Annotated in this window: 31 protein-coding genes; all 31 read right to left on the minus strand. The window is 45.9% G+C overall.

What is annotated here, in order from left to right; translation table 11 throughout:
• Positions 1-177: 177 nt before the first annotated feature.
• Positions 178-570 (minus strand): 30S ribosomal protein S9, encoded by a 393-nt coding sequence (gene rpsI / locus L7D49_RS07750; protein ID WP_238080276.1) that lies wholly within the window; start codon positions 568-570, stop codon positions 178-180.
• A 19-nt stretch (positions 571-589) separates the two neighbouring features.
• Positions 590-1027: a 50S ribosomal protein L13 gene (rplM, locus tag L7D49_RS07755; RefSeq protein ID WP_238080277.1), complete on the minus strand. Its 438-nt coding sequence runs from the start codon at positions 1025-1027 to the stop codon at positions 590-592.
• Positions 1028-1193: 166 nt separating this feature from the next.
• Complete coding sequence (gene truA / locus L7D49_RS07760) at positions 1194-1940, minus strand: tRNA pseudouridine(38-40) synthase TruA (RefSeq protein ID WP_238080278.1); 747 nt, start codon at positions 1938-1940, stop codon at positions 1194-1196.
• A gap of 10 nt (positions 1941-1950) precedes the next feature.
• A complete protein-coding gene (locus tag L7D49_RS07765) occupies positions 1951-2748 on the minus strand; it encodes an energy-coupling factor transporter transmembrane component T family protein (protein ID WP_238080279.1) in 798 nt (265 codons plus the stop codon).
• Positions 2745-3617, minus strand: coding sequence for an energy-coupling factor ABC transporter ATP-binding protein (locus tag L7D49_RS07770; RefSeq protein WP_238080280.1), 873 nt, complete (start codon positions 3615-3617; stop codon positions 2745-2747). Before L7D49_RS07770 ends, L7D49_RS07765 begins: the two co-directional genes overlap by 4 nt.
• Positions 3593-4441 carry an energy-coupling factor ABC transporter ATP-binding protein gene (locus tag L7D49_RS07775; protein WP_238080281.1) on the minus strand — a complete coding sequence of 283 codons (849 nt, stop codon included), beginning with the start codon at positions 4439-4441 and terminating at the stop codon, positions 3593-3595. Before L7D49_RS07775 ends, L7D49_RS07770 begins: the two co-directional genes overlap by 25 nt.
• Positions 4442-4876: 435 nt before the next feature.
• Positions 4877-5257 carry a 50S ribosomal protein L17 gene (rplQ, locus tag L7D49_RS07780; RefSeq protein ID WP_207959134.1) on the minus strand — a complete coding sequence of 127 codons (381 nt, stop codon included), beginning with the start codon at positions 5255-5257 and terminating at the stop codon, positions 4877-4879.
• Between the two features lie 27 nt (positions 5258-5284).
• Positions 5285-6229: a DNA-directed RNA polymerase subunit alpha gene (locus L7D49_RS07785; RefSeq protein WP_184209307.1), complete on the minus strand. Its 945-nt coding sequence runs from the start codon at positions 6227-6229 to the stop codon at positions 5285-5287.
• Between the two features lie 135 nt (positions 6230-6364).
• Positions 6365-6754, minus strand: a complete 390-nt coding sequence (rpsK, locus tag L7D49_RS07790; protein ID WP_184209308.1) for a 30S ribosomal protein S11 — start codon at positions 6752-6754, stop codon at positions 6365-6367.
• A 23-nt stretch (positions 6755-6777) separates the two neighbouring features.
• Complete coding sequence (rpsM, locus tag L7D49_RS07795) at positions 6778-7143, minus strand: 30S ribosomal protein S13 (protein WP_238080282.1); 366 nt, start codon at positions 7141-7143, stop codon at positions 6778-6780.
• A 24-nt stretch (positions 7144-7167) separates the two neighbouring features.
• Positions 7168-7281 (minus strand): 50S ribosomal protein L36, encoded by a 114-nt coding sequence (rpmJ, locus tag L7D49_RS07800; protein WP_076758849.1) that lies wholly within the window; start codon positions 7279-7281, stop codon positions 7168-7170.
• A gap of 39 nt (positions 7282-7320) precedes the next feature.
• On the minus strand, positions 7321-7539 hold the full coding sequence (gene infA / locus L7D49_RS07805; protein ID WP_184209310.1) for a translation initiation factor IF-1: 219 nt from the start codon (positions 7537-7539) through the stop codon (positions 7321-7323).
• A gap of 419 nt (positions 7540-7958) precedes the next feature.
• Complete coding sequence (locus L7D49_RS07810; protein WP_238080283.1) at positions 7959-8612, minus strand: adenylate kinase; 654 nt, start codon at positions 8610-8612, stop codon at positions 7959-7961.
• Positions 8613-8663: 51 nt separating this feature from the next.
• Positions 8664-9956, minus strand: a complete 1293-nt coding sequence (secY, locus tag L7D49_RS07815; protein ID WP_238080284.1) for a preprotein translocase subunit SecY — start codon at positions 9954-9956, stop codon at positions 8664-8666.
• Positions 9956-10396 (minus strand): 50S ribosomal protein L15, encoded by a 441-nt coding sequence (gene rplO / locus L7D49_RS07820; protein WP_207959137.1) that lies wholly within the window; start codon positions 10394-10396, stop codon positions 9956-9958. The genes secY and rplO overlap by 1 nt, the downstream gene beginning before the upstream one ends.
• 33 nt (positions 10397-10429) lie before the next feature.
• Positions 10430-10612: a 50S ribosomal protein L30 gene (gene rpmD, locus L7D49_RS07825; protein ID WP_238080285.1), complete on the minus strand. Its 183-nt coding sequence runs from the start codon at positions 10610-10612 to the stop codon at positions 10430-10432.
• A 13-nt stretch (positions 10613-10625) separates the two neighbouring features.
• Positions 10626-11126 (minus strand): 30S ribosomal protein S5, encoded by a 501-nt coding sequence (rpsE, locus tag L7D49_RS07830; RefSeq protein WP_207959138.1) that lies wholly within the window; start codon positions 11124-11126, stop codon positions 10626-10628.
• Positions 11127-11148: 22 nt separating this feature from the next.
• Positions 11149-11511 carry a 50S ribosomal protein L18 gene (rplR, locus tag L7D49_RS07835; RefSeq protein ID WP_238080286.1) on the minus strand — a complete coding sequence of 121 codons (363 nt, stop codon included), beginning with the start codon at positions 11509-11511 and terminating at the stop codon, positions 11149-11151.
• 33 nt (positions 11512-11544) lie between these two features.
• On the minus strand, positions 11545-12084 hold the full coding sequence (gene rplF / locus L7D49_RS07840; protein WP_238080287.1) for a 50S ribosomal protein L6: 540 nt from the start codon (positions 12082-12084) through the stop codon (positions 11545-11547).
• A 30-nt stretch (positions 12085-12114) separates the two neighbouring features.
• On the minus strand, positions 12115-12513 hold the full coding sequence (gene rpsH, locus L7D49_RS07845) for a 30S ribosomal protein S8 (protein WP_184209324.1): 399 nt from the start codon (positions 12511-12513) through the stop codon (positions 12115-12117).
• A 29-nt stretch (positions 12514-12542) separates the two neighbouring features.
• Complete coding sequence (gene rpsN, locus L7D49_RS07850) at positions 12543-12728, minus strand: 30S ribosomal protein S14 (protein ID WP_066366377.1); 186 nt, start codon at positions 12726-12728, stop codon at positions 12543-12545.
• Between the two features lie 19 nt (positions 12729-12747).
• Positions 12748-13287, minus strand: a complete 540-nt coding sequence (gene rplE, locus L7D49_RS07855) for a 50S ribosomal protein L5 (RefSeq protein WP_238080288.1) — start codon at positions 13285-13287, stop codon at positions 12748-12750.
• Positions 13288-13314: 27 nt separating this feature from the next.
• Complete coding sequence (gene rplX / locus L7D49_RS07860; RefSeq protein ID WP_238080289.1) at positions 13315-13680, minus strand: 50S ribosomal protein L24; 366 nt, start codon at positions 13678-13680, stop codon at positions 13315-13317.
• 35 nt (positions 13681-13715) lie between these two features.
• Positions 13716-14084 carry a 50S ribosomal protein L14 gene (rplN, locus tag L7D49_RS07865; protein WP_184209331.1) on the minus strand — a complete coding sequence of 123 codons (369 nt, stop codon included), beginning with the start codon at positions 14082-14084 and terminating at the stop codon, positions 13716-13718.
• Positions 14085-14123: 39 nt separating this feature from the next.
• A complete protein-coding gene (gene rpsQ / locus L7D49_RS07870; protein WP_184209333.1) occupies positions 14124-14387 on the minus strand; it encodes a 30S ribosomal protein S17 in 264 nt (87 codons plus the stop codon).
• 17 nt (positions 14388-14404) lie between these two features.
• Positions 14405-14605, minus strand: a complete 201-nt coding sequence (rpmC, locus tag L7D49_RS07875; RefSeq protein ID WP_025783856.1) for a 50S ribosomal protein L29 — start codon at positions 14603-14605, stop codon at positions 14405-14407.
• Positions 14595-15029, minus strand: coding sequence for a 50S ribosomal protein L16 (gene rplP / locus L7D49_RS07880; protein WP_184209335.1), 435 nt, complete (start codon positions 15027-15029; stop codon positions 14595-14597). Before rplP ends, rpmC begins: the two co-directional genes overlap by 11 nt.
• Position 15030: 1 nt before the next feature.
• Positions 15031-15687 carry a 30S ribosomal protein S3 gene (gene rpsC, locus L7D49_RS07885; RefSeq protein WP_184209337.1) on the minus strand — a complete coding sequence of 219 codons (657 nt, stop codon included), beginning with the start codon at positions 15685-15687 and terminating at the stop codon, positions 15031-15033.
• 3 nt (positions 15688-15690) lie between these two features.
• The gene (gene rplV, locus L7D49_RS07890; RefSeq protein WP_238080290.1) at positions 15691-16035 is read right to left on the minus strand and encodes a 50S ribosomal protein L22; all 345 of its coding nucleotides are present in this window, start codon (positions 16033-16035) and stop codon (positions 15691-15693) included.
• Between the two features lie 19 nt (positions 16036-16054).
• Complete coding sequence (gene rpsS, locus L7D49_RS07895; RefSeq protein ID WP_191693410.1) at positions 16055-16333, minus strand: 30S ribosomal protein S19; 279 nt, start codon at positions 16331-16333, stop codon at positions 16055-16057.
• A gap of 60 nt (positions 16334-16393) precedes the next feature.
• Complete coding sequence (rplB, locus tag L7D49_RS07900; protein ID WP_238080291.1) at positions 16394-17224, minus strand: 50S ribosomal protein L2; 831 nt, start codon at positions 17222-17224, stop codon at positions 16394-16396.
• Between the last annotated feature and the right edge of the window lie 6 nt (positions 17225-17230).

Consider the following 17230-nt stretch of genomic DNA (forward strand, 5'->3'; position numbering starts at 1 on the left):
AATCGTGTTTCTATTTACAAAATTGTTATATCTCCAAGTATCGCAAGTTGAAGCTAGAAAATCAAATCTGTTTTTTGGACTGCAATCAATCACAACAGGAGGATGGGGATAGTATGAAGAATAGGAGAAATTGAAAAACCCCTCCCCGAAAAATCGGGAAGAGGCTGTATACGTTGATTAACGCTTCGAGAACTGTGGTGCGCGACGAGCAGATTTAAGACCGTATTTTTTACGTTCTTTCATACGTGCGTCACGTGTAAGCAATCCAGCAGCTTTAAGAGCCGGGCGGAAGTCAGGATCTACGTTAAGTAGAGCGCGAGCTACGCCGTGGCGGATAGCGCCAGCTTGACCTGTGTAACCGCCGCCGTGGACGTTTACGTGGATGTCATAGCTTCCAAGTGTTTGTGTTGCTACTAGTGGTTGTTTGATCACTTCGCGAAGTGTTTCAAATGGTACGTAGTCTTCTACGTCACGGTTGTTGACGACGATTTTTCCTTCGCCAGGAACGAGACGTACACGAGCTACTGAACTTTTACGACGGCCAGTGCCGATATATTGTACTTGTGCCAAAGGTGGTTCCTCCTCTTAATTATCCACGAAGCTCGTAAGCTTCTGGTTTTTGTGCCGTATGTGGATGTTCCGCTCCAGCATACACGTGAAGTTTCTTGATAGTTTGACGACCTAGAGGACCTTTTGGAAGCATCCCTTTAATCGCTAGTTCCAACATTTTAGTTGGGTAGTTAGTACGCATTTCAAGCGCTGTACGAGACTTGATACCGCCTGGGTGGTTCGAGTGGCGATAGTAAATTTTGTCGTGTAGTTTGTTTCCAGTAAGGTGAATCTTGTCCGCGTTGATGATGATTACGTGATCACCAGTGTCAACGTTTGGTGTGAACGTCGGTTTATGTTTACCGCGTAAGATCGCTGCAACTTCAGATGCAAGACGTCCAAGCGTCTGGCCTTCAGCGTCGACAACGAGCCATTTACGCTCTACTTCGTGACCTTTAGCCATGAATGTTGTACGCATGTATTGTTCCTCCTAATGAATGTCAAAATTGTTCCGTTTTCTCTATCCCTAAACACAAATAAACTTTCCGGGGCTTATTGTGGGGTTATTGAAATACCATTTATCATCTTATAATGTTTACCACTTTAAGTCAAGCGTTTTTGTGAAAACACCAGGAAAAGTTGGCTCAGCCGTCATATGTGACATTAACAAGGTACAAACCGTGAGCTGGCGCGGTTTTCCCTGCCCTTTTACGGTCTTTCGCCTCTAAGATCGCCTGAATGTCCGCCGGCTCGTTCCAGCCGATTCCGACGGCTAGCAGCATGCCTGCAATGGTCCTCACCATATTGTATAAAAATCCGTCGCCTTCGATTGTCATGATCAATTCCTCGCCCTGCTCCTCAATGGTGAGCATGCGTATCGTCCGCACTTTACTTGCAGTTGCCGTTTTTGAAGAGCAGAAACTAGTAAAGTCATGAGTCCCCATAAAATAGTTCGCTGCTTCGCGCATTCGCCCGATGTCTGGATTCCATTTGCCCAAATGAACAGAATAATTCCGCTCAAACGGGCTTTGCACTTCACTTTTTGTCCATTTGAACATATACGTTTTTCCAGTGGCCGAATAGCGGGCATGAAAATCGTCATCGACGAATTCCACAGACTCCGCCCGGACATCTTTTGGGAAGTACACATTCAACGCCATTTTCCACCGTTCCAGCGATAGATCGAGCGGTGTGTCGAAATGGATGACCTGTCCCAGGGCATGCACGCCTGCATCGGTCCTTCCGCTCGCTACAGAGAAGATCGACTGGTCTTTATGGAGCTTGCGAAGCCCCTTATCGATTTCCGACTGCACCGTGCGCATCTTCGGCTGATACTGATAACCTGCAAAATTCGTTCCGTCGTAGGAAATGACAGCTTTCACTCGTCTCATCATATCCCTCCTAACTCCGAAGCAAAAGTAATACGGCCAGCAATAAGCCAAAGATGACAAGAGCTAATGTATCGCGCCATTGCCAATCCAATTGGCGGTATCTCGTGCGCCCTTCTCCTCCGCGGTAGCCGCGGACTTCCATCGCGATGGCCAAATCCTCTGCCCGCTTGAAGGCACTGACAAACAAAGGTACGAGCAATGGGACTACGGCTTTGATCCGCTCTTTCAGAGAACCTGTTGTCAAATCGGAACCCCTAGCCAGCTGGGCTTTCATGATTTTATCCGTCTCGTCCATCAAGGTTGGTATGAACCGCAGAGAAATCGACATCATGAGCGCCAGTTCATGGACAGGGAGCTTCACCTTTTTCAATGGGTTCAGCAAGGTCTCCATTCCGTCCGTTATGGAAATTGGCGAGGTCGTCAAAGTTAGAATCGTCGTCATCAAAACGAGAACTAGAAAACGAACGGAAATATAAATCCCCTGCCGAAGCCCTTCTTCATAAATCCGGATGAACTTCCATTCAAACAAAATCGGTCCTTCTTTTGTGAAAATGAAATGCATTAACAGCGTAAAAGCGACCAGGAATAAAATCGGTTTTAATCCATTAAACAAAAAATACATCCGAATTCTTGACGTCAAAATGGTCAGTAGCGTAAACGCCAGCAGGACGGCATATGTCGCTGTATTATTGGCGAAAAAGACGGCTACGATGAACAGAAAGACAAAAATCAACTTCGATCGGGGATCCAGCCGATGGACGAAGGAATGGCCTGGGATATAGCGGCCAAAAATCATTTTTTCCATCATCTTCGGCCACCTGCTTCCTTCAAGACCACGGCCATCTCTTTTGCGAGCTGCTCCTCTGTTAAAGCTAGTCTTCCGAGCTGTTTACCCGTCAGTTTCTCAAAATCCCGCTGGAATCGGACAGAACGCGGAACCCCTAACCGATAGGAAGCCAGCTCCTCTGCCTGCCCGAATACATCCTCCGGTGTGCCGGATAAAACAGACCTCCCATCGTGCATGACGAGGATCTGGTCGGCATATCTCGCCGCGTCCTCCATGCTGTGCGTGACTAGGATGGTTGTCAGGTTCTCTTCTACATGCAAACGGTGGAACAGTTCCATAATCTCTTTCCTACCCCGCGGATCAAGTCCCGCTGTCGGTTCATCCAAAATGAGTACAGAAGGATTGAAAGCAAGAACGCCCGCAATTGCCACCCGGCGCATTTGACCGCCTGAAAGATCGAATGGCGACTTCTGTGCCACATCGGGCGGCAAGCCGAGGAGCTTGATCAATTCATGTGCCCGGCTTCTTGCCTCCTCTTCCGGAATGCCAAAATTCAATGGACCGAACATAATATCCTTCTCAACCGTTTCTTCAAACAGCTGGTGTTCGGGGAATTGAAAGACGATGCCGACATGCTTTCTGACATCCTTTAAAGCCTTCCCTTTCGTATCGGATGTAATGACAGTCGGACCGACTCGCACAGAGCCTTCAGAAGGCTTCAGGAGCCCGTTCAGATGCAAGAGCAATGTGGACTTGCCCGAACCGGTATGTCCGATTATAGCGGTATAGGAGCCGGATGGGATGGTCGCATTGACCTCTTCCAATGCTCGTTTTTCAAAAGGCGAATCCTTCGCATATAAATAGCCTACTTGTTGAAGTACGATGTCCATAGTTCATTCACCAACTCTTCTTCTGACATATGGTTACCATTCAATTCAATGCCCTCATCTCGAAGATAGCTGGACAATTTCATGGAAAACGGCAAATCAAGTCCGATGGCTTCCAGCTCATGCCCTCTTTCGAAGATCTCCGCGGGCGATCCAATGGCAAGCACCTTTCCTTGATTCATGACAATGACGCGGTCAGCCAACAGGACTTCTTCCAAGTCATGCGTAATAGAGAGAACCGTCAAGCCCGTTTGCCGTTTCAGCTCCTCTACCACCCGGATGACTTCATCCCGGCCTTGCGGATCCAGCATGGAAGTCGCTTCATCCAAGATGAGTAGCTCAGGTTCGAGGGCAAGCGCCCCTGCGATTGCTACACGCTGCTTCTGTCCGCCAGATAGGTGATGGGGTTCGTGGTCCAGAAAGGACTCCATCTTCACCTGGGCAAGGGCAGAATGCACCCGCGGCACCATCTCCTCAAAAGGAACTCCATTGTTCTCCAAAGCAAATGCGACATCATCCTGAACGGTCGAACCGACAAACTGATTGTCGGGGTTCTGAAAAACGATGCCCATTCGTGACCGGATGTCCCAAAGATTCTCTTCACCCAACTCTTCCAGGAAGACGCGAATCGTCCCTTCGCTTGGGAATAAGAGTCCGATGATCAATTTGGCCAATGTCGATTTACCGGAACCATTATGTCCAACTATCGCAATCCATTCACCCTCTTTGATGGTGAATGAAATATCATCCAATGCTTTTCTGCTCTCCTGCTCGTCTTCTGATGCATATGTGAATGAAACATGTTCTAACGAAAGGATTTCCTTCAATTCGACCACCCCAGACTGAATCGTTATGTATCATTTGGAGCATCAAGTCCGTAAAGAATTCACTCCACTACGGCCCGTTCGGCGAGAATATGCATTGACAAGCTGTTACGGCCTCCACCGATCATGCGTATGGTGGGGGTCTTACAGCCAGTGAATGCAGGATATAAAAATAAAAATAAAAAAAGCGCGCACCTCATCCGAAGAAATGCGCTCATATCTATAACTGATAGCGGGTGCTCAATCCGAATCAGCGGATGAGGTACGTAGAGCTAGACCAATGGAGGTACAGTACCTGCCATCAATCGTAACACTCAGCTTTTCATATTGTCGTATAAATCTATTGTAAAAGAAGGGTGTGGCTATGCGAATGCCAGACACACCCTCCTCCGATTCCAAACAGACACCGGCGGCATACGTACCGCCCGTCTAGATGGATTAAACTAATTCGATAACTACTACAGGTGCTCCATCGCCACGGCGAGGTCCCATTTTCATGATACGTGTGTAACCGCCTTGGCGATCTGCATAACGCGGTGCAACTGTATCAAACAATTTTTGCAATGCAAATGTCGTTTGCTCTTTGCCCTCTTCGTCTTCAGTTACAATCACTTCACGACGGATGAACTCAGCAGCTTGACGACGCGCATGCAAATCTCCACGCTTACCAAGAGTGATCATTTTTTCGACTACGGAACGCAATTCTTTTGCGCGCGCTTCAGTCGTTTGGATACGCTCATGAATAATGAGGTCTGTCGCTAAGTCGCGTAGCATCGCTTTACGTTGTGAACTTGTGCGTCCAAGTTTTCTGTATGCCATAGAAGTTTCCCTCCCTCAATTTATTTCTTAATCTTCCGAGCGTAACCCAAGGTTCAACTCGTCCAATTTCGCCTTCACTTCTTCAAGTGATTTACGGCCAAGGTTTCGCACTTTCATCATTTCATCCTCTGACTTGTTAGCAAGTTCAAGGACTGTATTGATGCCTGCACGTTTCAGGCAGTTATAAGAACGAACGGAAAGGTCAAGTTCTTCAATCGTCATCTCAAGGACTTTCTCTTTCTGGTCTTCTTCTTTTTCCACCATGATTTCAGCAGATTGTGCTTCGTCAGTCATGCCGACAAAAATGTTCAGATGCTCCGTCAGGATTTTTGCTCCGAGCGAAACAGCTTCTTTCGGACCGATGCTGCCATCTGTCCAAATATCAAACGTCAACTTGTCAAAGTTTGTACTTTGACCGACCCGTGTGTTTTCAACTTGGAAATTGACGCGTGAAACTGGAGTGTAAATAGAGTCAATCGGAATAACACCAATCGCAAGATCCTCACGTTTGTTCTGATCAGAAGGTGCATAGCCGCGTCCACGGACAGCATACATGCGCATGCGGAGATGCCCGTTTTTGCCAAGCGTTGCGATATGAAGATCAGGGTTCAGCACTTCGACATCACTATCGTGAGTAATATCAGCTGCTGTTACAACTCCTTCACCTTTTACATCTATTTCAATCACTTTCTCATCATCTGAGTAGATTTTGAGAGCAAGCTTCTTCACGTTCAAAATAATTGTTGCTACGTCTTCGACGACACCTTCAATTGTAGAGAATTCATGAAGAACCCCGTCGATCTGAATAGATGTTACGGCAGCTCCTGGCAATGAAGAAAGAAGCACACGGCGCAAGGAATTCCCTAACGTATTTCCGTATCCACGCTCCAATGGTTCAATAATAAACTTACCGAACTTGGAATCTTCGCTGATCATAACTGTTTCAATCTTCGGTTTCTCAATCTCGATCATTCATTTACCCTCCTTCAAAACGTCTAGTATATAGGCCGTTCCATATTGAAATCGATTCGTATAGACAACAAATTGCAATCACACAATTCATTTTTGCCAAAAATTGTGCTTCTCAATCAATTGGAGAACAAACCTTTATACACGACGACGTTTTGGCGGGCGGCAACCGTTATGTGGTACCGGAGTTACGTCTCTGATTGCAGTTACTTCAAGACCTGCAGCTTGTAGTGAACGAATTGCAGCTTCACGTCCAGCACCCGGTCCTTTTACTGTAACTTCCAAAGATTTCAAGCCATGCTCCATAGATGCTTTCGCAGCTGTTTCAGCAGCCATTTGTGCAGCGAATGGAGTTGATTTACGGGAACCTCTGAAACCAAGTGCACCAGCGCTTGACCAAGAAAGTGCATTCCCGTGGCTGTCAGTGATCGTTACGATAGTATTGTTGAACGTCGAACGGATATGTGCAATACCAGTTTCAATATTCTTTTTTACACGACGTTTACGAGTTTGTTGTTTACGTGCCATGTTTAGAAAACCTCCCTTACTTATTATTTCTTCTTGTTAGCAACTGTCCGCTTAGGACCTTTACGAGTACGTGCGTTGTTTTTCGTGTTTTGTCCGCGTACTGGCAATCCACGACGGTGGCGGATTCCACGGAAGCTACCGATTTCCATCAAACGTTTGATGTTGAGGGAAGTTTCACGACGAAGATCCCCTTCTACTTTCAAGCCGTCGATTTGCTCACGGATTTTATCTAGTTCTGCATCAGTCAAATCGCGAACGCGTGTGTCTTCAGAGATACCAGCGTTAGCCAAGATCTTTTGTGCAGTAGTTTTACCGATTCCAAAAATGTATGTCAATGAAATGACAACGCGCTTATCGCGCGGTACGTCTACTCCAGCAATACGTGCCATATAGAGTGTGCACCTCCCTTTGAATTAGCCTTGTCTTTGTTTGTGTTTAGGATTTTCACAGATTACCATTACTCGGCCGCGTCTGCGAATGACTTTGCATTTTTCGCAGATCGGTTTTACAGATGGCCTTACTTTCATCTTACCCAACCTCCTTCAATATTCCGGAGTTGCAAAAGTTTATTTGAAACGGTATGTGATCCGACCGCGTGTTAAATCGTAAGGCGAAAGTTCCAATGTCACTTTGTCGCCTGGCAGGATGCGGATAAAGTGCATACGGATCTTGCCTGATACATGCGCAAGAATCGTATGGCCATTTTCCAATTCTACCTTGAACATCGCGTTCGGCAACGTTTCGACTACGGTTCCTTCAACTTCAATTACGTCGTCCTTCGCCATCAATCCTGTCTCCCTTCTATATCCAATAAAGGTCCTAACCATCTAGCGGCAGCAGAGTCGCCTTCAAAGCTCCTTCAACATATGTCCGGATTGCATGAGTGATGTTCGAAAGACGTCTGTCACATTTCGTTTCCCGTAAGTCAGTCCCCGACTATTGTTGTGGAATATCGCATCGGAATAGACACGACCGACAGGATTGCCGTGGAGGAACCCCGAATTCGTTTTAGTCCTTTTCGACAAATACATTATAGCCACTCGCATGGCGAAATGCATTTGATTCGATCTGGTGCGAATCATCATCGGGCTCTTACCAGTTCCTATACCGGGCACCATATGCTTTTGCAGCTCGTTAATCTTACTTTCCGTGCAGCAAGTGCTGCCCTTTACAGAAGGCGTGCATGAATTGTGCCCGGAAAGGATCACTGTGCGCTTTCGCTAAGGATTGCGTCCAAATCTTCAAAAACGTCATTGATGTCCTGCTCACCATCAATATTTGAAAGCACGCCTTTTGCATCATAGAACGCTAAGAGCGGTGCTGTTTGATTCATATTTACTTCCAGACGGTTCGTGACAGTTTCCGGATTATCATCCGCTCGCTGATAAAGTTCCCCGCCATCCTTGTCACAGACACCATCCACTTTTGGTGGATTGAACTGCAAATGATAGGATGTGCCGCATACTTTGCAAATTCTGCGACCGGTCAATCTTGCGATCAGTTCTTCCTTTTCGACTTTGATGTTTAGAACATCGGTGATTTTCCGTCCCATATCAGCGAGAAGCTGATCGAGCGCCTCGGCTTGAGGCACTGTGCGAGGAAATCCATCTAAAAGGAAACCTTTGTCGCAATCCGACTTGCTTAATCGTTCACGAACGATTCCGATAGTCACTTCATCAGGCACAAGTGCGCCTTGATCCATGAACGACTTTGCTTTGACTCCAAGTTCCGTGCCTTCTGCTATTGCAGCACGGAACATATCGCCTGTAGAAATATGAGGGATTTCGTACTTTTCGACAATTTTGTCTGCCTGTGTGCCTTTGCCGGCTCCAGGTAGACCCATTAATACGATATTCATACGTCTTGCCCTCCATCCATATTACACCGATAGGGCCAAACCTATACGGATTTATTTCATGAAGCCTTTGTAATGCCGTTTAACGAGTTGGGATTCCAATTGCTTCATAGTCTCAAGGGCAACCCCGACGACGATGAGCAAGCTCGTTCCACCGATCTGAGCCGACTGTGGAAGGTTGGCTAGATTGATGAAGAAAATCGGCATGACTGCGACGAGCGCCAAGAAGATGGAGCCGACGAATGTCAGTCTGTACAAAGTGCTAGTCAAGTATTTTTGTGTGTTTTGTCCTGGACGAATGCCCGGGATGTAAGCACCTTGCTTTTTCAAGTTGTCCGCCATATTTTCTGGATTCACTTGAATGAATGCATAGAAATAGGTGAACGCAAGGATCAATGCTACGTAAATGATCATTCCGACAGGATGTGTGTAATCGAATGTTCGAGTAATGAACTTCGTTACGCTGTTCTCGCCGAAAAATGCTGCCAATTGCTGTGGTGTGATGAAAAATGCCACGGCAAAGATTACTGGAATAACTCCGGCTGCATTCAATTTCAATGGCAAGTGAGTTTGTTGTCCTGCAGTTGTTTGACCGCGGCCAGTCACTCGTTTTGCATATTGAATTGGAATTTTACGAAGCGCTTCTTGTACGTATACGACACCAGCAATGATTGCGATAATGACAATCAATAAAAGTGCCATCGTTGCAATACGGATGAATAGCAGGTCGCCCGCATCTTGAATTTGAGTGGCATACAGTTGGTTAACCGCGTTCGGGATACCCGCCGCAATACCAGCAAAGATGATAATGGAAATTCCATTACCGACACCTTTTGCGGTAATTTGTTCACCTAGCCACAACAAGAATGAAGTTCCTGCTGTCAGAACGATTGCAATTACGATGTAAGTTGAAATGCCTTCATCCTTGATCAGCGTGCCGCCGAACATTTGGTTAAACCCGAATGACATGGCAATCGCTTGGATAAAAGCAAGAACAACAGTGAAATAACGTGTGAACTGGGCAAGCTTCCGTCTTCCGACATCCCCTTGCTTCGCCCACTCTGTAAATTTCGGAACGACATCCATCTGCAATAACTGCACGATGATGGATGCGGTGATGTAAGGCATGATTCCCATCGCGAAGATAGAGAACTTGGATAATGCCCCACCACCAAATGTGTTTAAGAAACCGATAAATTGGTTATTGGTTGCTTGTAAAGCAGTCGCGTCAACGTTTGGCACTGGAATGAAAGTTCCGAGCCGGAAAACGATGAGCACGAGTAGTGTGAAAATGATTTTAGACCTGATATCTCTAACGCGCATAAAGTTGGAGATTGTCTGAAACATTATACCACCTCGGCTTGCCCGCCCGCTTTCTCGATTGCTTCTTTAGCGGAAGCAGAGAATTTGTGAGCTTTGACAGTGATCTTTTTCTCAAGAGTCCCATTACCAAGAATCTTAATACCGGATTTTTCATTGCTCACAATTCCTGTTTCGACTAGCAATTCAGGCGTTACTTCCGTGCCATCCTCAAAACGGTTAAGTGTTTCAAGGTTAACGATCGCGTATTCCTTACGGTTGATGTTCGTAAATCCACGCTTAGGAAGACGTTGGAAAAGTGGAAGCTGACCACCCTCGAATCCAAGACGAACGCCGCCGCCGGAACGAGCCTTTTGACCTTTGTGACCTTTACCGGAAGTTTTACCAGTACCGGAACCGATACCACGTCCAATACGCTTACGTGATTTACGTGCGCCTTCGGCTGGTTTCATTTCGTGTAATTTCATCCTTATCGGCACCTCCTTATTCGAAAATGTGGATTATTGTTCTTTTACAGATACCAAGTGGCTGACTTTGTTGATCATGCCGCGGATTGCGACGTTATCTTCATGTTCAACCGTTTGGTTTAATTTGCGCAGACCTAATGCTTCAACTGTTTTGCGTTGTGCCGGTTTAGCACCGATCACACTTTTAGTAAGGGTGATTTCAAGTTTGTTTGCCATTGTATTTCCCCCCTCAACCTAACAGTTCTTCTACGGATTTGCCGCGCAATTTTGCTACGTCTTCTGCGCGTTTCAAGCTCTTCAGCCCTTCAATTGTTGCACGGACCATGTTGATCGGTGTGCTAGAACCTAGAGATTTTGAAAGGATATCCGTGATTCCTGCTAGTTCTAGTACCGCACGGACAGGTCCTCCGGCGATAACTCCAGTACCAGGTGCTGCTGGTTTGATAAGGATCTGTCCAGCACCGAAACGTCCTAGTACTTCGTGTGGTGTAGTTCCTTGTACCATTGGCACTTCAATCAAGTTCTTCTTCGCATCTTCGATAGCTTTACGGATTGCATCTGGAACCTCTTGTGCTTTACCAGTTCCGAAACCGACACGGCCGTTTTTATCTCCGACTACGACAAGTGCAGTAAAACGGAAACGACGTCCACCTTTAACCACTTTCGCTACGCGGTTAATCGTAACTACGCGTTCTTCGAATTCACTTTTAATCTGATCATTACGACGCATGAAATATGTCCCTCCTTCTTAATTAAAATTCCAGTCCATTTTCGCGTGCTGCGTCCGCAAGAGCTTTGACACGGCCGTGAAATAGGTATCCGCCACGGTCAAAAACGACTGCCTTGACGTCTTTTTCAACGGCTTTTTTCGCGATCATTTCGCCGACTTTAGCTGCTGCTTCAGCATTGCCTTTTGAGTCAGCACCGAACTCTTTATCCATAGTGGAAGCACTTGCAATCGTAACGCCATTCACATCATCGATCAATTGTGCATAGATATGTTTATTTGAACGGTACACATTCAAACGTGGACGCGCTGCGGATCCGCTGATTTTCGTACGCACACGTGCGTGACGTTTTTTACGTACAGCGTTTTTATCCTGTTTTGTGATCATCGTGGTCACTCCTTCCGGATGCCTTAAGCGGCATTATTTACCTGTTTTTCCTTCTTTGCGGCGGATTTGTTCGCCTTCGTACTTAATACCTTTACCTTTGTAAGGCTCTGGTGGACGTACTTGTCTGATGTTCGAAGCAAGAGCACCTACACGCTCTTTGTTGATGCCGCGAACGATGATCTTTGTATTGGAAGGAACTTCAACTTCGATTCCTTCTTCTGGTGTGAACTCAACTGGATGAGAGTATCCAACGTTCAATACAAGCTTTTTACCTTGAAGTTGTGCACGGTAACCTACCCCGACAAGTTCAAGAGTACGCTCGAATCCTTGAGATACACCTACGACCATGTTGTTCAAAAGTGAACGAGTTGTTCCGTGGATGGAACGGTGTTCTTTCGCGTCAGAAGGACGGATCAAAGTGATAACGTTGCCTTCTTGTTCGATTTTGATATCAGTGTTAAATGTATTTGTAAGTTCGCCTTTCGGTCCTTTTACAGTCACGTGGTTGTCATCAGAAATAGTGACAGTTACGTTTTCAGGCACCTCAATCGGCTTTTTGCCAATACGGGACATTCAATTGCACCTCCATTCTATTGTTGCGGATTACCAAACGTAAGCTACGACTTCTCCGCCTACTTGTTTTGCACGAGCTTCCTTATCTGTAAGGAGACCATGTGATGTGGAAACGAGGGCGATACCTAGACCATTCAAAACTTTAGGCACTTCGTTCGTTTTTGCATAAACGCGAAGACCCGGTTTTGAAATACGTTTAAGACCAGTGATAACACGCTCGTTGTTTTGACCATATTTCAGGAAAATGCGGATGATGCCTTGTTTGCTATCTTCCACGTATTCGACATCGCGGACGAAACCTTCACGCTTCAAGATTTCTGCGATTTCTTTTTTCATATTTGAAGCAGGTACCTCAAGCTTCTCGTGGCGAACCATGTTCGCGTTACGGATGCGTGTAAGCATATCTGCAATCGGATCACTCATTGTCATTCCATTAACCTCCTTCCCAAGTTAGGGGATTACCAGCTAGCTTTTTTGACGCCTGGGATTTGTCCCTTGTATGCAAGTTCGCGGAAACAAATACGGCAAAGTTTGAATTTACGATATACGGAGTGCGGACGACCACAGCGCTCGCAACGTGTATATTCTTGTACTTTGAACTTTGGCGTACGTTTCTGTTTAACGATCATTGATTTCTTAGCCACGTTTTCGCCTCCCTTTTATTTACTTTTGGAACGGCATGCCGAACTGCGTCAATAACTCACGTGCTTCTTCATCGGAGTTTGCAGTCGTAACGATGACGATATCCATTCCACGTACTTTTGATACTTTATCGTAGTCAATTTCAGGGAAAATGAGCTGTTCTTTAACACCTAGCGTATAGTTGCCGCGACCATCGAATGCTTTTTTAGAAACACCACGGAAGTCACGTACACGAGGAAGTGAAATAGCGATCAGCTTGTCAAGGAATTCATACATGCGATCTCCACGTAGCGTTACTTTCGCTCCGATTGGCATACCTTCACGTAGACGGAATCCAGCGATTGACTTCTTCGCTTTTGTAACTACTGGTTTTTGACCAGAGATAATTGTTAAATCTTCTACTGCCGCATCTAGTGCTTTTGAGTTTTGAACTGCGTCACCCACACCCATGTTGATGACGATTTTCTCGACTTTCGGCACTTGCATGACAGACTTATATTCAAACTTGCTCATAAGAGCAGGTGAGACTTCTTTTACAAATTTATCTTTCAGACGGCTCATTCTAAAGAACCTCCCTTCTTCAAGAGATTATTTTTTTTCTTTAAGTTCTTTTTTGCTAATTACGTCAAGTACTTCGCCGGACTTTTTAGCAACACGGGATTTGATGCGGTATGTTTTGTCGCCTTCCGTTTTTTCCTCGTATTTATAACCGACGCGAGTAGGTTCGCCCGATTTAGGATCGATTAGCATTACGTTAGAAACATGGATAGCTGCTTCCATGCTCACAATGCCTCCTTGAGGATTTGCTTGGTTCGGTTTCGTATGCTTTTTGACGATGTTAACACCTTCGACAAGAACTCGTTCTTTGTTTGGAAGTACTGAGAGGATGACGCCAGTTTTACCTTTGTCTTTCCCAGTGATAACTTTTACTTTATCGCCTTTTTTAACGTGCATTGTATCGCACCTCCTTGATTGGCACTGTCATGTGATTAAAGAACTTCTGGAGCTAGTGAAATGATCTTCATGAAGTTGTTGTCGCGAAGTTCGCGGGCAACTGGTCCGAAAATACGAGTTCCACGTGGGCTCTTATCATCACGGATGATTACGCATGCGTTTTCGTCGAACGTAATGTAGGAGCCATCTTTACGACGCACTCCGCTTTTCGTGCGGACGATTACAGCTTTAACAACGTCACCTTTCTTGACAACGCCGCCTGGTGTTGCTTTCTTGACCGTAACAACGACGATATCACCGATATTCGCAGTCTTGCGTCCAGTTCCACCAAGTACTTTAATAGTTAAAACTTCACGCGCACCTGAATTGTCGGCAACTTTCATACGAGTTTCCTGTTGAATCATTGAGGCTACCTCCTCTCGGAATTTACTTTCCGAACGTTATTAAATGATGACCGCTTTTTCGACTACTTCGATGAGGCGGAAACGTTTTGTTGCTGATAATGGGCGAGTTTCCATAATGCGAACGATATCGCCGATTTTCGCTTCATTCATTTCATCATGTGCTTTGAATTTCTTTGAATACTTTACACGCTTACCGTATAAAGAATGCTTTTTATGTGTCTCTACCATTACGGTAACTGTTTTATCCATTTTGTCGGATACGACACGGCCTGTATATACTTTGCGCTGGTTACGCTCAGTCATGGCTGCAACCTCCTTCATCAGTTATTTGCACTGATCTCTCTTTGACGTATTACAGTTTTCATGCGCGCAATCGATTTGCGAACTTCGCGGATGCGTGCAGTGTTTTCTAATTGTCCTGTCGCTAATTGGAAGCGAAGGTTGAAAAGCTCTTCTTTCAGTGATTTTACCTTTTGCTCGATTTCTGCAGTTGTCAAGTCACGGATTTCATTAGCTTTCATTAGACTCACCACCAATTTCTTCACGTTTAACAAACTTGCTCTTTACAGGCAGTTTGTGCGATGCGAGTCGAAGTGCTTCACGTGCAACTTCTTCAGACACACCTGCAATTTCAAACATTACTCGACCAGGCTTTACAACTGCTACCCAGCCTTCAACAGCACCCTTACCGGAACCCATCCGGACTTCAAGAGGCTTTTTCGTATATGGTTTATGCGGGAAAATATTGATCCATACTTTACCGCCACGCTTCATGTAACGTGTCATCGCAATACGGGCAGATTCGATTTGACGGTTTGTGATCCAGCCAGATTCAGTAGCTTGGATGCCGAATTCACCGAATTGAACTTTTGCGCCGCCTTTTGTCATACCGCGCATTTTGCCACGGAATACACGACGGTGTTTAACGCGTTTAGGCATTAACATATTATTTGCCTCCTTCCTCAGAGTTCTTCTTCACTGGAAGGACTTCTCCCCGGTAGATCCATACTTTAACGCCTAGCTTACCGTAAGTAGTATCGGCTTCTGCATGTGCATAGTCGATGTCAGCACGTAATGTATGGAGAGGAACAGTTCCTTCGCTGTAGTGTTCCGCACGAGCGATGTCAGCACCGCCAAGACGTCCGGATACTTGCGTTTTGATACCTTTAGCGCCAGCACGGATTGTGCGTTGGATCGCTTGTTTTTGTGCACGACGGAAAGATACACGACTTTCCAATTGACGTGCGATTGATTCTGCAACCAATTTCGCGTCAAGATCAGCACGTTTGATTTCTACGATATTGATGTGAACACGCTTGCCAGTGATTTCGTTAAGCTGTTTACGAAGTGCCTCGACTTCAGAACCGCCTTTACCGATCACCATACCTGGCTTCGCAGTGTGAATAGTAATGTTAACACGCTTTGCTGCACGCTCGATTTCCACTTTGGAAAGCGCTGCGTCTACTAGGCGTTGTTCGATATATTCACGGATTTTCAAGTCTTCGTGTAATAGGTCTGCGTAGTCTTTTTCTGCATACCACTTCGAATCCCAATCACGAATGATGCCAACCCGTAAACCATTAGGATGTACTTTTTGACCCACGAATTATCCCTCCTTCTTTTCAGATACCACTACAGTGATGTGGCTAGTACGTTTGTTGATCGCACTTGCACGGCCTTGTGCACGTGGACGGAAACGTTTCATTGTCGGACCTTCATCTACGAATACTTCGCTTACGATGAGGTTTTCGACATCCATTTCATAGTTGTGTTCAGCGTTTGCAATTGCTGATTTCAATACTTTTTCTACAACCGGAGATGCCGCTTTAGGCGTCAGGCGTAGAATCGCGACAGCTTCACCGATTTTCTTGCCCCGGATAAGATCAACGACCAAACGGACTTTGCGAGGAGCAATACGGACTGTGCGGGCAGTAGCTTTTGCTTGTTGCATCAGGAATACCTCCTCTCAATTAGCGTTTTGTTTTCTTATCGTCGGCACCATGACCTTTGTAAGTGCGCGTAGGTACGAATTCGCCCAATTTGTGACCAACCATATCCTCAGTCACATAAACAGGTACGTGTTTGCGTCCGTCGTATACAGCAATCGTCAATCCGATGAAAGACGGGAAGATAGTAGAACGGCGAGACCAAGTTTTGATAACCTGTTTCTTTTGTGCATCTTTTTGTGCATCAACCTTTTTCAATAGATGATCATCTGCAAAAGGTCCTTTTTTCAAGCTGCGGCCCATGTCGAAACCTCCCTCCGTGATTGTACTACGGCCCAGTCATTGAACCGCAGTGCTATCACATTATTTTTTACGACGACGAACGATAAGTTTGTCGGATTTGTTGTTTTTCTTACGAGTTTTATAACCAAGAGCCGGTTTGCCCCATGGTGTAACAGGAGTCGGACGACCGATTGGTGTACGTCCTTCACCACCACCGTGTGGGTGATCGTTAGGGTTCATGACAGAACCACGAACAGTCGGGCGCTTCCCTAACCAACGAGAACGACCAGCTTTACCGATGTTGATCAATTCGTGCTGTTCGTTACCAACTTGACCGATAGTAGCGCGGCAAGTAGCAAGAACCATGCGAACTTCACCAGATTGTAGACGGATGATGACATATTTGCCTTCACGACCTAGAAGCTGTGCAGATGTACCTGCAGAACGTACTAGCTGTCCGCCTTTACCAGGCTTCAACTCGATGTTGTGAATCGTAGAACCCATTGGAATGTTTTCTAGTGGAAGTGAGTTTCCTACACGGATATCAGCTTCCGGTCCAGACATGATTGTCATGCCTACTTCAAGACCTTTTGGTGCTAGGATGTAGCGTTTTTCTCCATCTGCATAGTTGATCAATGCGATGTTAGCAGAACGGTTTGGATCGTATTCGATCGTAGCAACGCGTCCTGGAATGCCATCTTTCAGACGTTGGAAATCGATGACACGGTATTGGCGCTTGTGGCCTCCACCTTGGTGACGAACAGTCATCCTACCTTGGTTGTTACGGCCGCCTTTGCGTTTGAGCGGTGTAAGCAATGATTTTTCCGGCTTATCTGTCGTGATGGCAGAGAAGTCCGAGCTAGTCATGTTACGACGTCCGTTGGAGGTAGGTTTGTATTTCTTAATCGCCATTGGTGT

The sequence above is a fragment of the Sporosarcina cyprini genome, from assembly GCF_022048975.1.
GTDB classification, from domain to species: domain Bacteria; phylum Bacillota; class Bacilli; order Bacillales_A; family Planococcaceae; genus Sporosarcina; species Sporosarcina cyprini.